Consider the following 17,269-nt stretch of genomic DNA (forward strand, 5'->3'; position numbering starts at 1 on the left):
GGTGTGCGCCTGCCGTGCCCAGCTGCGGTTGGGGCATCCCCTGCTCCGCGAGAGTCTGGGGAAGGGTTTTCAGACGCGGTGCCGTTGGCAGTTGTCGCCGGCAACGGGCCGCGTGGCGTGGGCACCGCCGGCTGTGAGAGGGACGGGAATGGAACCGACCGAGAGCGCCGCCCCGGACTCACGGCTGCGCCTGCGCCGGATGACCGGCGCGTGGATGGCCGGCCTCCGGACGGGGCGTTCGTCGGAGCGCCCCGGCACGGGCGGGCAGGGCTCCGCACCACCCCTCACCGTAGCCGCCCCCGCCCCGGGCGCCGGCAGGCTCGCCGCGGGGCGTGGCGGAGGCCCGTCCGGTCACGAACCCGAACGGCACATCTCCTGGCCCACGCTGCCCGCGGCGGTCGTCGGGGTGGCCGCGTTCGTCCTCGGCGCTGGCTTCTACCGGGCGTTCGGCGGCCACCACGCCCTCTTCCCGTCCGGCGCGGTCGGCTGGTCGCTGGCGGTACTGGCCGGCATCATCGTCGGCCATCTGGTCGCCCTCGGCCGCGCCCGCTGGTGGGGCGGCACGGGCTCCGGCGCCGCGCTCACCCTCGCGGTCCTGCTGCTGTACGGCTGGGTGGCCGCCGGGATGGTCAGTCTGACCGTCGTCGTGCTGGTCGGCGCCGCGCGCCGAGGCCGCTGGCGCCAGGGGGTGTTGCACGGCGCGGTCGACATCCTCGGCATCGGCGCCGGAGCGCTGGTCCTCGCCATGTTCGGTCGGGTGCCGTCCGTGGAGACGCCCTGGAACCCGGAGAGCTGGAACTTCTACGCCGCACCCGAGGTGGTGCTGGTCGCGACCGCCTATCTCGCGGTCACCCGCGTCCTGCTCTGGTACCTGCACGCGCCGGGCACCGGCGGACTGCCGACCGCCACCCGCACGGCGCTGGTCCGGCAGGGCCTGGTCGCCGTCGCGCTGCTCGGTATCGCACCGCTGATCTGCGTGGTCGCGATCGCCCAGCCGATGCTGCTCCCGCTGTTCTCGATCCCCCTCATCGCACTCGACTCCACCCTGTGGATCGCCCGCGTCCGGGCCGAGGAGCAACTGCGCGACCCGCTGACCGGGCTGCCCAACCGCCAGTGGCTGCTCGAACGGACCTGGACGGCTCTGGACGACGCCGAGCGCATCGGCGCGCGTGCCGCCCTGATGCTGATCGACCTCGACCGCTTCCGTTCCGTGAACGACACGTTGGGGCACCTCGCCGGTGACCGGCTGCTCCTTCAGATAGCCGACCGGCTGCGGCTGGCGCTGCCGCGCGGGGCGGAGGCCGCGCGGCTCGGCGGGGACGAGTTCGCCGTGTTACTCCCCGTCGCCGACTCCACCACGTCGGCCACGCGGGTCGCCCGCAATCTCGTCGCCGCCCTCGGCTCGCCGCTCGACCTCGACGGACTCACCCTCGTCCTGGAGGCCAGCGCCGGGCTCGCCGTCTTCCCCGACCACGCGCTGGACGCGGAGGGGCTGCTGCGGCGGGCGGACGTGGCGATGTACCAGGCCAAGCGGGACCGCACGGGGGTGGAGGTCTACGAGTCCAAGCGGGACTCGAACACACCGGACCGGCTCGGTCTGCTGGGGGATCTGCGGCGGGCGCTGGACGCCGGTGACGTCGAACTGCACTACCAGCCCAAGGTCCGCTTCGACGGACAGGTGGCCGGGCTCGAGGCGCTGGTCCGCTGGGTGCATCCCGAGCGGGGGAAGGTGCCGCCGGACGAGTTCATCGCGATCGCCGAGTCGTCCGGACTGATGCCGCACCTCACCGAGTACGTGCTGGAGACGGCGCTCGCGCAGGTCGCGCGGTGGCGGGCGCAGGGACTGCACGTCCCGGTCGCGGTGAACGTGTCCCCGCGGGACGTCCACACCCCCGGTTTCGCGGGCTCGGTCGCCGCGCGGCTCGCCCGGCACGGGGTCCCGGCGGGGTCGTTGCAGCTGGAGATAACGGAGCATGTGCTCCTCGAGGACCCGCAGCGGGCCGCGGACACGCTGGCCGGGCTGACCGGGCACGGCGTGAAGATGTCGCTGGACGACTTCGGTACGGGGTACTCCTCGCTGGTGCATCTGCGGCGGCTGCCGGTCAGCGAGCTGAAGATCGACCGGTCCTTCGTCGCGCGGCTCGCCGTGGACAACGAGGACGCGGAGATCGTGCGCTGCACCGTCGATCTCGCGCATTCGCTGGGGCTGCTCGTCGTGGCGGAGGGTGTCGAGGACGACGAGACGTGGGAGCGGTTGCGGGATCTCGGGTGTGACGCGGTGCAGGGCTGGCTGGTCGCGGCGGCGATGCCTCCGGAGGAGGCGACCGCGTGGCTGCTGGCGCGGGGGTCGCGCGGCTGGCAGCGGCCGCGTGCCGCGCTGCCGGCCGCCGAGTAGTTCCGGCGGTTCGTGGGGCTTCGTCGCCGTCGGTGTCCGTTTGTCCGTCGTGGCGGGCCGCGCAGTTCCCGGCGCCTCTGACGGCGCGCCGCGGTCCCGTCCGCCAGGGGCGGAGGCAAACCCGGGCGCGGGCATCGGCCCCGGACCCATAGGATTGGGCCAAACCACACACTCTCACCCAGAGGATCGCTGCATGCCTGGCATCACGCGCGAGGAGGTCGCCCACCTCGCACGGCTGGCGCGTCTGGAGCTGAAGGCCGAAGAGCTCGACCACTTCGCCGGCCAGCTCGACGACATCATCGGCGCGGTCGCCCGCGTCAGCGAGGTCGCCGACCAAGACGTACCGCCGACCTCTCACCCGCTGCCGCTGACGAACGTCATGCGCGCGGACGAGGTCCGTCCGTCGCTCACCCCCGAGCAGGCGCTCTCCGGCGCCCCGGCCCAGGAGCAGCAGCGTTTCAAGGTGCCGCAGATCCTGGGGGAGGACTAATCACCATGACGGACACCAACGTCAACATCATCAAGCTGACGGCGGCCGAGATCGCCGCGAAGATCGCCGCGGGCGAGCTCACGGCCGTCGCGGTCACCGAGGCCCACCTCGCCCGGATCGAGGCCGTCGACGAGAAGGTGCACGCCTTCCTGCACGTCGACCGCGAGGGCGCCCTCGCGCAGGCCCGCGCCGTCGACGCCAAGCGGGAGCGGGGCGAGAAGCTCGGCCCCCTCGCCGGTGTGCCGCTCGCGCTCAAGGACATCTTCACCACCGAGGGCATCCCGACGACCGTCGGTTCGAAGATCCTCGAGGGCTGGATCCCGCCGTACGACGCGACCCTCACCAAGAAGCTGAAGGCCGCCGACGTCGTCATCCTCGGCAAGACCAACATGGACGAGTTCGCCATGGGGTCCTCCACCGAGAACAGCGCCTACGGCCCCACCGGCAACCCCTGGGACCTCACCCGTATCCCCGGCGGCTCCGGCGGCGGGTCGAGCGCCGCGCTGGCCTCGTTCGAGGCGCCCCTCGCCATCGGCACGGACACGGGCGGCTCCATCCGCCAGCCCGCCGCCGTCACCGGCACGGTCGGCGTCAAGCCGACGTACGGCGGCGTGTCGCGGTACGGCATGGTCGCGTTCTCCTCCTCCCTCGACCAGGGCGGCCCCTGCGCCCGTACGGTCCTGGACGCCGCGCTGCTGCACGAGGTCATCGCGGGCCACGACCCGCTCGACTCCACCTCCATCGACGCCCCGGTCCCGCCGGTCGTCGAGGCGGCCCGCAACGGCTCCGTCGCCGGCATGCGCGTCGGTGTCGTCAAGCAGTTCCGCGGCGAGGGCTACCAGGCCGGTGTCGTGCAGCGCTTCGACGAGGCCGTCGCCCTGCTGGGGGAGCTCGGCGCCGAGATCGTCGAGCTGGACTGCCCGTCCTTCGACCTGGCGCTGGCGGCGTACTACCTCATCGCCCCGTCCGAGTGCTCGTCGAACCTCGCCCGCTTCGACGCCATGCGCTACGGCCTCAGGGTCGGCGACGACGGCACGAAGTCGGCCGAGGAGGTCACCTCCCTCACCCGTGAGGCGGGCTTCGGCCCCGAGGTCAAGCGCCGCATCATGCTCGGCACGTACGCGCTCAGCTCCGGCTACTACGACGCGTACTACGGCAGCGCCCAGAAGGTCCGTACGCTCATCACGCGCGACTTCGAGAAGTCGTTCGAGAAGGTCGACGTCATCGTCTCCCCGACGACGCCCACCACCGCCTTCCCGATCGGCGAGCGCGCCGACGACCCGATGGCGATGTACCTCGCGGACCTGTGCACCATCCCGACCAACCTGGCGGGCAACGCCGCCATGTCGCTGCCCTGCGGTCTCGCCCCGGAGGACAACCTCCCGGTCGGCCTGCAGATCATCGCCCCCGCGATGAAGGACGACCGGCTGTACAAGGTCGGCGCCGCCGTCGAGGCCGCCTTCGTGGAAAAGTGGGGCCACCCGCTGCTCGAGGAGGCTCCGTCGTTGTGAGTAAGGCTCTGTCCAAGGCCAAGGGCTTCAAGAAGTCCAAGTCCGGCACGTACCTGTCCATCGCGAGCACCGCGTTCGGTGCGATCGGCGTCGCCAAGCAGGCCAAGAAGGCCCGTACGGAGCACGACACGCTGCGCCTCATCGACGCGGCCGTGTCCGCCGCCGCCATCGTCACCGGCCTCGCCATCCTCTACCGGGAGCTCAGGCGCCTGGGCGACGACGACGTCCTGCTGGGCTGAGAGGGAAGTTTTCACCGTGACCACCACGACCGACGAGCTGGTGTCGTACGAGGACGCTCTCGCGACGTACGACCCCGTCATGGGCCTCGAAGTCCATGTCGAGCTCGGCACCAAGACCAAGATGTTCTGCGGGTGTTCCACCGAGCTGGGCGCCGCGCCCAACTCGCAGACCTGCCCGACCTGCCTCGGCATGCCCGGCTCGCTGCCCGTCGTCAACGCGACCGGCGTCGAGTCCGCCATCAAGATCGGCCTCGCGCTGCACTGCGAGATCGCCGAGTGGTGCCGCTTCGCCCGGAAGAATTACTTCTATCCGGACATGCCGAAGAACTTCCAGACCTCCCAGTACGACGAGCCGATCGCCTTCAACGGCTATCTCGACGTACAGCTGGAGGACGGCGAGGTCTTCCGCGTGGAGATCGAGCGCGCCCACATGGAGGAGGACACCGGCAAGTCGCTGCACGTCGGCGGCGCCACCGGCCGAATCCACGGCGCCTCGCACTCCCTGCTCGACTACAACCGCGCGGGCATCCCCCTCATCGAGATCGTCACCAAGCCGATCGAGGGTGCGGGCGAGCGCGCTCCCGAGGTCGCCAAGGCGTACGTCGCCGAGCTGCGCGAGCTCATCAAGGCGCTCGGCGTCTCCGAGGCCCGCATGGAGCAGGGCCAGATGCGCTGCGACGTGAACCTGTCGCTGCGCCCGCACGGCCGCGAGAAGTTCGGCACGCGCTCCGAGACGAAGAACGTCAACTCGCTGCGCTCCGTGGAGCGTGCGGCCCGCTTCGAGATCCAGCGGCACGCCGCGGTTCTCAACAGCGGCGGCACGATCATCCAGGAGACCCGCCACTTCCACGAGGACACCGGATCCACGACCTCGGGCCGCGTGAAGGAGGAGGCCGAGGACTACCGGTACTTCCCGGAGCCCGACCTCGTCCCCGTCGCCCCGTCCCGCGAGTGGGTCGAGGAGCTGCGCGCGGGCCTGCCCGAGCAGCCGCTCGCGCGTCGCAACCGCCTCCGTGAGGAGTGGGGTGTCTCGGCGCACGACATGCAGTCGATCCTGAACGCCGGTGCCATCGACCCGATCGTCGCCACGATCGAGGCCGGTGCGGACGCCGCGTCCGCCCGCAAGTGGTGGATGGGTGAACTGGCGCGCAGCGCCAACGAGTCGGGCAAGGCCCTGGAGGACCTGCCCATCACCGCGGCGCAGGTCGCCCGGGTGGCGCAGCTCGTGGCCTCCGGAGATCTGAACGACAAGCTCGCCCGCCAGGTCATCGAGGGCGTGCTCGCGGGCGAGGGAACCCCGGACGAGGTCGTCGACAAGCGCGGTCTGAAGGTCGTCTCGGACGAGGGTGCGCTGACCGCCGCCGTCGACGAGGCCATCGCCGGCAACCCGGGCGTCGCGGACAAGATCCGCGGCGGCAAGGTGGCCGCGGTCGGCGCCCTGGTCGGCGCGGTCATGAAGGCCACCCGTGGCCAGGCTGACGCGGCCCGCGTCAAGGAACTCATCCTGGAGAAGCTGGGCGTCAGCGAGGGCTGAGTACCCGTCAAGTACCCACCTGGGGGGATGCATCGGCTCCGATGCATCCCCCCAGGCGTGCCCGGGGCCTCTTGGTGCGACAGAGTTCATCGGATTGTCGTGTGAACTAACTCGCACTCTCGTGAGCAGGCCCACGAATGAGATGAACGGTCGCTTCTGGCTGCAAGAGTGATGACGTATTCGTCATGCGTTCTTTGCGGGCAACTCCCGGTAAAGATCAATAAATCACTCAGGGAGCTCGTCCGTTGGCAGCCCTTGCACGCTGGTGTGTACGGCACCGCCTCGTCACCGTTCTGCTGTGGCTCCTCGCCCTCGGCGGGGTGAGCGCCGCCGCGGCCGTCGCGGGCTCCGCGTACTCGAACAACTACGAGGTGCCCGGCACCGAATCGGGCCGCGCCGACCGGCTTCTGCGGCAGGGCTTCCCCGGTCTCGGCGGCGACAGCGACACCGTCGTCTGGCGCACCGGCCCCGGCACCGTCCGCTCCGCCGCCGTCGAACAGACCATGACCCGCGCCCTCGACGAGATCGCCGCGCTGCCCGGCGTGGCCTCCGTCGTCAGCCCCTACGAAGGGCAGGGCGCGGGCCGGATCAGCGGCGACGGACGTACGGCGTACGCCACCGTCACCTTCGACGACCAGGCCGACAACCTCTCCAGGAGCGAGGCACAGGCCGTCGTCGACGTCGCCAAGGCCGCCGAGACCGACGGGCTCCAGGTGGAGTTGGGCGGCAGCGCCATCGGGCTCACGGAGTCCTCCGGCGGGCACCTCGCCGAGGTCGTCGGCGTGGTCGTGGCCGCCGTGGTGCTCTTCCTCGCCTTCGGCTCGCTCGCCGCCTCCCTGCTGCCCATCGCCACCGCCCTGGTCGGCGTCGGGACGGCGTACGCCTCGATCGTGCTCCTGGGGCACGCGATGACGGTCGCCGACTTCGCGCCCATGCTCGGCATGCTGATCGGCCTCGGCGTCGGCATCGACTACGCGCTGTTCATCGTGACCCGGCACCGGCGCGGGCTGAAACGCGGGCTGGCCGTGGCCGAGGCGGCCCGCAACGCCGTCGCCACCACCGGCCGCGCGGTCGTCTTCGCGGGCGCCACCGTCTGTATCGCCCTGCTCGGCATGCTCATCCTGCGGCTCAGCTTCCTGAACGGTGTCGCGATCGCGGCCTCCTTGACCGTGGTCCTCACCGTCGCGGCCTCCGTGACCCTGCTGCCCGCCCTGCTGTCCTTCATCGGCCCGCGCGCCCTCAGTCGACGCGAGCGGCGCAGGCTGTACGAGCACGGGCCCCAGCCGGAGCTCCCCACCGGACTCGCCGCCCGCTGGTCGGTGTTCGTGGAGCGCCACCCCAAGCTGCTCGGCGCGGTCGCCGTGGTCGTCATGGCGCTGCTCGCGCTGCCCACGCTCTCGCTCCACCTCGGCACCTCCGACCAGGGCAACAACCCCAGGTCGGCGACCACCCGGCAGGCGTACGACCTCCTCGCCAAGGGCTTCGGGCCGGGCGTGAACGGGCCGCTGACCCTGGTCACCCACGTCGGCGGCGCCGAGGACAGACTCGCCCTCGACAGCCTGGACGGCACGCTCCGGGCGACCGCCGGGGTCGCCTCGGTGACCCCGGCGGCGTACGACACCGGGGGCGACACCGCGTACCTCACCGTCGTCCCGGACTCCGCGCCGCAGTCCCAGACGACCAGCGACCTCGTGGACCGGCTGCGCACCGAGGTGCTGCCACGCGTCGAGGCGGGCAGCGGGCTCGACGTGCGCGTCGGCGGGGTGACGGCGAGCTACGACGACTTCGCCGCCGTCATCGTCGGCAGACTGCCCCTCTTCGTGGGCGTCGTGATCGGTCTCGGCTGCGTCCTGCTCCTGCTCGCCTTCCGCTCGCTCGGCATCCCGCTGAAGGCAGCCGTGATGAACATCGCCGCCGTGGCCGCCGCGTTCGGGGTGGTCGTCGCGATCTTCCAGTGGGGCTGGGGGAGCGAGCTGCTGGGCCTCGGCCGCGCGGGTCCGATCGAGCCCTTCCTTCCCGTGATCATGGTGTCGGTCCTCTTCGGGCTCTCCATGGACTACCAGGTCTTCCTGGTCAGCCGGATGTACGAGGAGTGGCTGGAAACCGGGGACAACCGGCGTGCCGTCCGGGTCGGGCTCGCCGAGACCAGCAGGGTGATCAACTCCGCCGCCGTCATCATGATCTCGGTCTTCCTCGCCTTCGTGCTCAGCGGCGACCGCGTCATCGCGATGTTCGGCATCGCCCTCGCCTCCGCCGTCGCTCTCGACGCCTTCGTCCTGCGCACCCTCCTGGTCCCCGCCCTCATGCATCTGCTCGGCGGCGCCAACTGGTGGCTGCCCCGCCGGCTCGACCGGTGGCTGCCGCGCATCAGCGTCGAACCGCCCGAGTGCCGCGCCGCCCATGAGAGGCTGGCCGCTGCGACGGACGCCGAGGTGGCGGACGTACTGGAGGACGAGCTGGAGAAGGAGCGGCAACGGGATGTACGCGATATCCCTGGGTGACGACGGCGCGGAACTGCGGCCCCTGGAGCCCTGGCACGCGGAGGAGTTCCTCGCGCACCTGGACCGGGGGAGGGAGTTCATCGGGCAGTACATCCCCTTCGGGTCCAAGGCCACGGACGTGCCCTCCGCGCGGGAGACACTCCAGCGGTACGCCGACATGCGCGCCGCCGACACCGGGTCCCTGCACGGCCTGTGGCTGGAGGGGAAACTCGTCGGCGGGGTGCTCTTCCTGAACTTCGACGCCGAGCACGGCAACTGCGAGGTCGGCTGCTGGCTGGAACCCGCCGGCACCGGACGCGGTCTGGTCACCCGGGCGATGCGGATCCTCATCGACTGGGCGGTCGAGGAGCGCGGGATCCATCGTGTGGAGTGGATCGCCGCCTCCGCGAACGTACCGAGTGTGAACGGCGCCCGGCGGCTCGGGATGACCCGGGACGCGGTGCTGCGGGAGAGCTACCCCCACCGCGGCGTACGCCTCGACATGGAGGTCTGGTCGGTACTCGCGCCCGAGTGGCGGGCGGCACGCGCGCGTGAGCAACGATGATCTTGGCCACCGCTCGCAACGATCATTAAGAGACTTCTCAGACTCCGTCCGTACGGTGCGGGTCATGGGAACCAAGACAGTTGACGAAGCCGTGGACGCGAACGGCACCGAGGCAAAGAGCGACGAGGAGACCGTGAACGCCACCAAGACCGAGGAGGCGCCGGACGCCGAGGTCGAGGAGACCGGCAACGCCGAAGCCGAGGACGCCGAGGACCGGGACGACCTCGACGCCGAGGCCCTGGAGGGCGAGGACACCCCCGAGGCCGAGAAGGGCACCCCCGGCGTCGGCCAGGGCGCCGCCGCCGTCGTCTCCGCGGGCCTTGGCGTCGTGTCCCTCACCGGCAGCTGGGTCGCCACCGTGGCCGCCGCCCGCGAGACCCTCGTCGGTCAGCTGGGGACCTCCTCGACCGCGAGCGTCGCCAAGCAGGTCAAGGAGGTCTACGGCGACGCGTGGGCGACCACCGCGCTGGTCGGCGGCCTCTTCGCGCTCGCCGCGTTGATCGTCGGCGTCGTGGTCCTGGTCCGGCCTGCCTTCGGGGCCCCCGGCAAGCCGCAGGCCGCCTGGATCAAGTCGGTCGCCTGGGCCGGCGTCTCGCTCGGCGTGATCGGCCTGGTCCTCGCCGTCGCCAAGTACTCCGACATCATTCTCGGACTGCCGTCCACCAGCTGAAACCACGGCTGAATCCCCGGCCGATTCCCCGGCTGAACCACGGCTGGATCTCCGTACCTCTGAGGGGCCTTAGGGCCGCCGTAAGCCACTTACGGCGGCCCTAAGGCCCTTCGCGTGCGCAAGATGCGGAACTCTCCCGATGTGACGCACCCCCCTGGGAGACGAAGGTTGAGGCATCGCGGAAAGCGATGACGACACCGACTCCTCACGAGGGACACGACATGTTCGAGTACGAGCTCCAGCAGATGCGATCCAACGAGCTGATCCGCGAGGCACAGGACCACCGCCAGGCGCAGGAAGCCCTCCGTGGCCGTCGCGCCGCCCGCCGCGCCGCCGTGCGCGAGTCCGGGCAGAACGACTCGGAGGGGCAGGCGCATAGCCCGCGTCCCCGCCGGCACCGGTTCGCCCGTGCCGCATGAGCGCGGGGGCGGGGGGCGGCCGTACGGGGGTCGGCCGCCTCCCGGCGAGCGGTGACGGCCGCGACCCGGCGGCGATCGCCCGTCACACGAAGGGGGCGACGGTCGCCCGCTCGATAACCAGTGCCGCACTGTCAGACCCCTGTGCGATGCTCGGGCCTGTGGAAACCAGGTCCGTCAGCCCGGTGTTCGTCGGCCGCACCGACGAACTCGGCGTCCTGCACGACGCGCTCGCCCGTGCGGTCACCGGGGGTGCCTCCCAGGCCTTGAGCACTGGGGGAGAGCCGCAGGCGTTGCTGCTCGGCGGTGAGGCCGGGGTCGGGAAGACCCGCCTGCTCGAGGAGTTCGCCACCGCGGCGGTCCGCGAGGGCGCCGTCTTCGTGAGCGGCGGCTGTGTGGAGATCGGCGCCGACGGGCTGCCCTTCGCCCCGTTCTCCACCGCCCTGCGCGCCCTGCGCCGGCTGCTCCCCGACGAGCTCGCCGCCGCGGCCGCCGGGCAGGAGGACGAGCTGGCCCGGCTGCTGCCCGAGCTGGGCGAGACCGGCCGCGGCGGCCGACCCGACGAGGAGGGCATGGCCCGCCTCTTCGAACTCACCGCCCGCCTCCTGGAGCGCGTCGCCGCCGACCGCACCGTCGTCGTCGCGCTCGAAGACCTGCACTGGGCCGACGCCTCCACCCGCCACCTGCTGGCCTACCTCTTCCGCACCCTGCGCAGCGGCCGCCTCGTCGTCATCGCCACCTACCGCGCCGACGACATCCACCGCCGCCACCCCCTGCGCCCCCTGCTGGCCGAACTCGACCGCCTCCGCACGGTCCGCCGCATCGAACTCGGCCGCTTCAGCCGCGCCGAGGTCGGCCGGCAGATCGCCGGCATCCTCGCCCACGAACCCGACCCCGCCCAGGTCGACGACATCTTCGAACGCTCCGACGGCAACGCGTTCTTCGTGGAGGAGCTCGCCGTCGCCGCCCACCAGGGCTGCCGCACCGGGCTCACCGACTCCCTGCGCGACCTGCTCCTCGTCCGCGTCGAAGGCCTTCCCGAGAGCGCCCAGCGCATCGCCCGGATCGTCGCCGAGGGCGGCTCCACCGTCGAGTACCCGCTGCTCGCCGCCGTCGCCCGGCTCGCCGAGGACGACCTCATCGAGGCGCTGCGCGTCGCCGTCGGCGCCAACATCCTGCACGCCTCACCCGGCGGCGACGGATACCGATTCCGCCACTCCCTGGTCCGCGAGGCCGTCAGCGACGACCTGCTCCCCGGTGAGCGCTCCCGTTTCAACCGCCGCTACGCCGAAGCCCTGGAGGCCGACCCCACCCTCGTCCCGGCCGACGAGCGCGCCACCCGCCTGGCCAGTTACTGGTACCACGCGCACGACGCCGCCAAGGCCCTCCCCGCCGTCCTCGACGCCTCTGTCGAGGCCCGCCGCCGACACGCCCACTCCGAGCAACTCAGGCTCCTGGAGCGCGCGATGGAGCTGTGGGAGGCCACCCCCGAAGCCGTACGGGACGAGCTGCGCCCCATCGACTACGTGGAGGTCTTCCCACCCTGTGGCTGCGACCCGGCCACCACCCCCCTGCGCTACCTCGACCTGATGGCCGAGGCCGCCGTCGCGGGCCGGCTGTGCGGGGAGCGCGAGCGCGCCCTGAAGATCACCAAGCGGGCGCTGCGCGTCCTGGAGGACGAGGACGACCCCCTCCGTGCCGCCTGGTTCTGGATCCAGCGCTCCCGCCTGGTGCAGGCACAGGCCCGCGGGGACGGCTGGACGGAACTCGCCACCGCCCAGGACCTGGTGCGCGGCCTGCCGCCGTCGGAGGTGCACGCCGAGGTGCTCTCCATGGTCGCCGCCTGGTGCAGCCTGCACGAACCGGGTCCCGGCGCCCTCTCGGCCGCCGAGCGCGCCGTGGAGTACGCGCGGATGGTGGGCGCCCGGGACATCGAGCTGAACGCCCGGCTCACGCTCGGCGGCCTGATGGTCGACGCGGGCGACGTGGAGACGGGCATCGCGGAGATGTACGTGGTCAAGGAGCGGGTGCTCCGGCACGCCCCCTCCATGGTCACGGGGCGCGTCCACATCAACCTGCCCTCCCACCTGGAGTCCGTCGGCCGCTCCCGGGAAGCGGTCACGGTCCTGCGCGAGGGCATCGAACTCGCCAGAAAATCCGGGCTGTTGGACACCGAGGCCTGGGTGTGGGGCAACCTCTCGGAGTCGCTCTACGCGCTCGGCCAGTGGGACGAGGCCGTCGAAGCCGCGCGCAACGCGCTGGGTGTCGGGCTCAGCGGCAAACCGTCCGGCAGCGGTGCCATGCGCCTCGCGGACCTCGCGCTCGCCCGCGGCGACCTCGCCGAAGCGGCACGCCAACTCGCCGCCGCCCGCGCCCACTTCGGCACCCACGACCCCATGCCGCAGCACTCGCTGCCCCTGGTCCGCACCGCGATCGGCATCGCCGCCGGAGAGGGCCGCCTCCTCGACGCCCGCGCCGCCCTGGAGGACGCCCTCGACGCGGGCTTCCCACCCGGCACCCAGCGCGACGGCTGGCCGCTGCTGCTCGCCGCCGCCACCGCGGAGGCCGACGCCCGCGGACTGCCCGTCGCCGAGGCGGGCCGCGCCGGGACCCTGGAGCGGCTGCGCACGGCCGCCAAGTCCCTGGCCACCGGAGCGCCCGTCTGGCTCGCCCACGAACAGTGGGTACGCGCCGAGCTCCGCCGAGCCGAGGGCACGGCCGACCCGCACGAGTGGTCCGAGGCGGTCACCGCCTTCGAACCGCTGGAGCGCCCCTACGACCTCGCCCGTGTCCGGTACCGTCTGGCCGAGTCCCTGCTGATCGCGGGCGCCGACGAGGACGGCCGGGCCCGCGCCACGGAGCTTCTGCGGCTGGCCGGGGCGGCGGCCGGCCACCTCGGCGCCCGCCCGCTCGCCGACACCGTCGCGCTCCTCGCCCAGCGGGCCCGCCTCGCCCTGGGCCGCGCTCCCGAGCCGTCGGCCCCGGCTCCCGCCGACCCCGCCGAGGCCCTCGGCCTCACCAGCCGTGAGCGCGACGTCCTGCGCCTGGTCGCCGCCGGCCGCAGCAACCGCCAGATCGCCGAGCAACTCTTCATCTCCCCGAAGACCGCCAGCGTCCATGTCTCGAACATCCTGGCCAAGCTGGACGTCTCGGGCCGGGGGGAGGCGGCGGCGCTGGCGCACCGACTGCGGTTGTTCCCCCTGGAGGCCCCCACGGCCCGGACGGCGGGCTGAGGCATACGCTGGCAGGGACCCGGGCCGAGGGAGGCGCCGTGTTCAACATGTTCGAGGAGCTCTTCGCACCAGGCCGCAAGCACACCAACGACGAACGCAAGCGGCTCGAACTGAGCCGTGTGGACCTGAACGACGGTGACCCGGGCCGCGGCCCCATAGACCTGACCTCCGGCAAGGTGGTCGTACGGCTGCCCAAGCAGGAGCGAGACCAGGAGCGGGAGGGCGGGCAGGGCGACACGGGGGAGGAACCCGTGTCGGAGCCGGACGAGTCCTGAGGCCGGGTGGGTCCTGAGGCCGGGCGCCTACTTCACCTCCAGCTCCAGAATCCTGTCGTCGCCCTTGCCGGGGCTGCCGCGGCCGTCCGTCTCGCTCGTCACGAGCCAGAGCTTGTCGCCGCCCGCCGGGACCACCGTGCGCAGCCGGCCGTACTCGCCCTTCAGGAAGGCCTGCGGGGCGGCGGCGGCCTCCGTGCCCTTCAACGGGATGCGCCACAGCCGTTGGCCGCGCAGCCCCGCCATCCAGATGGAGCCCTCGGCGTAGGCGATACCGCTCGGGGAGGCCTGGTCCGTGTGCCACTGGGCGACCGGGTTGTGGTACTTCGGGTCGTCGCTCCTGCCCTCGACCACCGGCCAGCCGTAGTTGTCGCCCGGCTTGATCTGGTTCAGCTCGTCCCAGGTGTCCTGGCCGAACTCGGACGCCCACAGCCGCTGCTTGTCGTCCCAGGCGAGGCCCTGCACATTGCGATGGCCGTACGAGTAGACCACCGAGTTGTCGAAGGGGTTGCCGGGTGCCGGATCGCCGTCCGGCGTCATCCGCAGGATCTTGCCGCCGAGCGCCTTCGTGTCCTGGGCCTGCCCCCGGTCACCCGTCTCGCCCGCTCCCGCGTACAGCATCCGGTCGGGGCCGAAGGCGATCCGCCCACCGTTGTGGATCATCCCCTTGGGGATGCCCTTGAAGATCGTGTCCGGCGCCCCGAGCTGCTCCCCGGACGGCTTCTTCTCGTCGTACAGCATGCGGACGATGCGGTTGTCCGAGGCCGTCGTGAAGTACGCGTAGATCATGTGGTCGGAGGCGTACGCGGGGGAGAGCGCGATGCCGAGGAGGCCGCCCTCGCCGGCGGGGGCCACGCCGGGCACCTGGCCCAGCTCGGTCTTCTTGCCGGTCTTCTCGTCGACCCGGGTGATCGTCCCCTCGTCCCGCGAGGACACCAGCAGGCCGCCCTCCGGCAGCGGCGCCAGGCCCCAGGGCGACTTGAGGTTCTCGGTGACGGTGCGCAGCACCTTCACCGAGCCCTTGGCGGGCGCGGCCGTCTCGGTGGCCCGCGGGGCGGACGACGCCCCCGTCCCCGTACCACCGCTCGACGACGGGCTCAGGCCGCCGATCGGCGCCCCTCCTCCGCCACCGGAGGAACAGCCGGCCGTCACCACCAGCGCTGCCGCGGCCAACACGGCCTTCATCACTCGACGTTGCACGATCAGAGGTCCCTTCGACGCGGCGGTCCTACTGTTCATACACCGCGCGAGTCCCAGGGGTTCCCGAACCCGAACACCCGGTCCCTCCGGAGCGGGGCGGCCTCAGTCCCAGGATCCCCGGGCCCCCGGCAGCGCCGCCACCTCCGCCAGGTCCTCCGCCGTCAGCCGCAGCTCCGCCGCCCCGGCGTTCTCCGTGACCCACCGTTCCCGCTTGGCCCCCGGCACCGGGACCACGTGCCGTCCCTGGGCCAGCACCCAGGCCAGGGCCACCTGGGCCGGCGTGACCGTGTTCCCGAGCAGGCCGTGGCGCCGGGCGACGCGCCGCAGCCCGACGACGATGGGCTGGTTCGCGGCCATCATCTCGGCCGTGAAGCGGGGGTGGCGGGCGCGCAGGTCATCGGGCTCGAACCCCTCGCCGGGGGTGAGCGTGCCGGTCAGAAAGCCGTTGCCCAGGGGCATCGCCGCCAGGAAGCCCACCCCGCGCGCCGCGCACCACGGCAGCAGCGCGTCCAGCGCCTCCGTCGACCACACCGACAGCTCCGCCTCCACCGCGCTCACCGGGAACACCTGCTGCACCCGCTCCAGTTGCCGGATCGTTCCGTCGTGCAGCCGCGCCCCCGCGCGACGGGCGGACCTGGCGCCCACCGCGCACAGCCCGAGCGAGCGCACCTTTCCGGCCGACACCAGGTCGGCCATCGCGCCCCACGTCTCCTCGACCGGAACCTCCGGGTCCGCGCGGTGCAGTTGGTACAGGTCGATCACATCGGTCTGGAGGCGGCGCAGAGAAGCGTCGCACGCCCGCCGCACATAGCCGGGGCGCCCATTGGCCACGATGTGCTGCTCGCCCACCAGCAGCCCCACCTTCGTCGACACGAAGGCCTCGGAGCGCCGCTCCTTCAACACCCGCCCCACCAGCAGCTCGTTGGTGAACGGCCCGTACATGTCGGCCGTGTCGAGCAGCGTCGACCCCCGGTCGAGCGCCGCGTGCACCGCGCGCAGCGACTCCTCACCGCGCTGTCGCGAACAGGTGTACGCCCAGCTCATCGGCATGCACCCGAGCCCGATCGCCCCCACATCGAGCGTTGCCGCGCCGATCGTCCTGCGCTCCACCTGGCCCTGACCCTCCTTCTTCCGGCACCCCAACCTAACCTCTGCGCGACCAGGCGCCTGGCATAGCCTCCTGAGCATGACTTCCGATGTGTGGCTTCCCTTTCACGCCGACGAGATCGAGGGCCTCCCCGAGGGCCTGAGCTACCGCTTCTGGGACGGCGACCAGGAGTTTCCCGCGGACCCCGCGCACTGCGAGTTCTACGTCGTCCCCTATATGAAGGCGCCCGGCGTCGGGCAGCGGCCGCTGGCCGAAATGACCTCCCTGCGGGTCGTGCAGACTCTCTCCGCCGGGGTCGACCACGTTCTGCAGGGCGTGCAGTCCCTGCCCGCGGGTGTGCAGTTGTGCAACGCACGCGGAGTGCACGAGGCGAGCACGGCCGAGCTCGCGCTCACGCTGATCCTCGCCTCGCTGCGGGGCGTCCCCGGCTTCGTACGGGCGCAGGACAAGGGGGAGTGGCACGCCGGATTCCATCCGGCGCTGGCCGACAAGTCCGTACTGATCGTGGGCTATGGCTCGATCGGATCCGCGATCGAGGACCGGCTCACGCCCTTCGAAGTAGCGCGGGTGGCGCGCGTCGCGCGCTCCGAGCGCACCACGGCGCGCGGTCCGGTGCACCCACTCACGGAACTGCCCGCACTGCTCCCCGAGGCCGACATCGTGGTGCTCTCCACGCCCCTCACCGACAGCACACGGGGCCTGGTGAACGCCGAGTTCCTGGCCGGGATGAAGGACGGCGCACTGCTGGTGAACGTCGCCCGCGGACCCGTCGTCGACACCAAGGCGCTGCTCGCCGAGCTGGACAGTGGGCGCCTCACCGCGGCCCTCGACGTGACCGATCCGGAGCCGCTGCCCCAGGGACATCCCTTGTGGCAGACGCCCGGCGCGCTCATCAGCCCCCATGTCGGCGGCCCCACCTCCGCGTTCCTGCCGCGCGCCAAGCGGCTTCTGACCGCGCAGTTGAATCGTTTCGTGAACCGGGAACCCCTGGGCAACGTGGTCCTTACGACGGGCGCGTAGCCGGCTTCGGACACCCTCCGCAGTCCGGCGGATGCGGGCGGTGTCCGCGCCGCCGCTGATCGTCACGGAGCGTAGAGGCACTATGTCCCTGAGTGACGAGACTGGTGTATCGTCCCGACAGGGGCTGCGCCGCGCA

General features: G+C 72.0%; 14 protein-coding genes. 12 read left to right on the top strand and 2 right to left on the bottom strand.

Annotation, left to right across the window (positions count from 1 at the left end; translation table 11 throughout):
* The first annotated feature begins 148 nt into the window (after positions 1 to 148).
* From FNV62_RS35085 to FNV62_RS35135, 11 genes are all read left to right on the top strand, one after another.
* Positions 149 to 2,395 carry a putative bifunctional diguanylate cyclase/phosphodiesterase gene (locus FNV62_RS35085; protein WP_097286342.1) on the top strand — a complete coding sequence of 749 codons (2,247 nt, stop codon included), beginning with the start codon at positions 149 to 151 and terminating at the stop codon, positions 2,393 to 2,395.
* A 193-nt stretch (positions 2,396 to 2,588) separates the two neighbouring features.
* Positions 2,589 to 2,885 (top strand): Asp-tRNA(Asn)/Glu-tRNA(Gln) amidotransferase subunit GatC, encoded by a 297-nt coding sequence (gene gatC, locus FNV62_RS35090; RefSeq protein WP_010984178.1) that lies wholly within the window; start codon positions 2,589 to 2,591, stop codon positions 2,883 to 2,885.
* A 5-nt stretch (positions 2,886 to 2,890) separates the two neighbouring features.
* Complete coding sequence (gene gatA / locus FNV62_RS35095; protein WP_054234588.1) at positions 2,891 to 4,396, top strand: Asp-tRNA(Asn)/Glu-tRNA(Gln) amidotransferase subunit GatA; 1,506 nt, start codon at positions 2,891 to 2,893, stop codon at positions 4,394 to 4,396.
* On the top strand, positions 4,393 to 4,635 hold the full coding sequence (locus FNV62_RS35100) for a hypothetical protein (protein ID WP_143603000.1): 243 nt from the start codon (positions 4,393 to 4,395) through the stop codon (positions 4,633 to 4,635). The genes gatA and FNV62_RS35100 overlap by 4 nt, the downstream gene beginning before the upstream one ends.
* A 16-nt stretch (positions 4,636 to 4,651) precedes the next feature.
* Positions 4,652 to 6,169, top strand: a complete 1,518-nt coding sequence (gene gatB / locus FNV62_RS35105) for an Asp-tRNA(Asn)/Glu-tRNA(Gln) amidotransferase subunit GatB (protein ID WP_060901245.1) — start codon at positions 4,652 to 4,654, stop codon at positions 6,167 to 6,169.
* A 245-nt stretch (positions 6,170 to 6,414) separates the two neighbouring features.
* Positions 6,415 to 8,670, top strand: coding sequence for an MMPL family transporter (locus FNV62_RS35110; RefSeq protein ID WP_143609287.1), 2,256 nt, complete (start codon positions 6,415 to 6,417; stop codon positions 8,668 to 8,670).
* Positions 8,648 to 9,214 carry a GNAT family N-acetyltransferase gene (locus FNV62_RS35115; RefSeq protein ID WP_054234584.1) on the top strand — a complete coding sequence of 189 codons (567 nt, stop codon included), beginning with the start codon at positions 8,648 to 8,650 and terminating at the stop codon, positions 9,212 to 9,214. The genes FNV62_RS35110 and FNV62_RS35115 overlap by 23 nt, the downstream gene beginning before the upstream one ends.
* Positions 9,215 to 9,278: 64 nt before the next feature.
* Entirely contained in the window at positions 9,279 to 9,884 is a 606-nt protein-coding gene (locus FNV62_RS35120) for a hypothetical protein (RefSeq protein ID WP_143603002.1), read from the top strand.
* 221 nt (positions 9,885 to 10,105) lie between these two features.
* Positions 10,106 to 10,303 carry a hypothetical protein gene (locus FNV62_RS35125; protein ID WP_143603003.1) on the top strand — a complete coding sequence of 66 codons (198 nt, stop codon included), beginning with the start codon at positions 10,106 to 10,108 and terminating at the stop codon, positions 10,301 to 10,303.
* Positions 10,304 to 10,449: 146 nt separating this feature from the next.
* Positions 10,450 to 13,533 (top strand): helix-turn-helix transcriptional regulator, encoded by a 3,084-nt coding sequence (locus FNV62_RS35130; protein WP_164331814.1) that lies wholly within the window; start codon positions 10,450 to 10,452, stop codon positions 13,531 to 13,533.
* 38 nt (positions 13,534 to 13,571) lie between these two features.
* Positions 13,572 to 13,808, top strand: coding sequence for a DUF6191 domain-containing protein (locus FNV62_RS35135; protein WP_054234580.1), 237 nt, complete (start codon positions 13,572 to 13,574; stop codon positions 13,806 to 13,808).
* Positions 13,809 to 13,835: 27 nt separating this feature from the next.
* On the opposite strand, the gene FNV62_RS35140 is transcribed toward FNV62_RS35135, so the two are convergent.
* Entirely contained in the window at positions 13,836 to 14,990 is a 1,155-nt protein-coding gene (locus tag FNV62_RS35140) for a PQQ-dependent sugar dehydrogenase (protein ID WP_351758385.1), read from the bottom strand.
* Between the two features lie 117 nt (positions 14,991 to 15,107).
* Complete coding sequence (locus FNV62_RS35145) at positions 15,108 to 16,115, bottom strand: aldo/keto reductase (RefSeq protein ID WP_143603005.1); 1,008 nt, start codon at positions 16,113 to 16,115, stop codon at positions 15,108 to 15,110.
* A 76-nt stretch (positions 16,116 to 16,191) separates the two neighbouring features.
* Here FNV62_RS35145 and FNV62_RS35150 point away from each other — a divergent pair, with 76 nt between their 5' ends.
* Positions 16,192 to 17,133 (top strand): 2-hydroxyacid dehydrogenase, encoded by a 942-nt coding sequence (locus tag FNV62_RS35150; protein WP_143603006.1) that lies wholly within the window; start codon positions 16,192 to 16,194, stop codon positions 17,131 to 17,133.
* Positions 17,134 to 17,269: the final 136 nt, after the last annotated feature.

This window comes from Streptomyces sp. RLB3-17 (assembly GCF_007113425.2).
Classification (GTDB): Bacteria; Actinomycetota; Actinomycetes; order Streptomycetales; family Streptomycetaceae; genus Streptomyces; species Streptomyces mirabilis_D.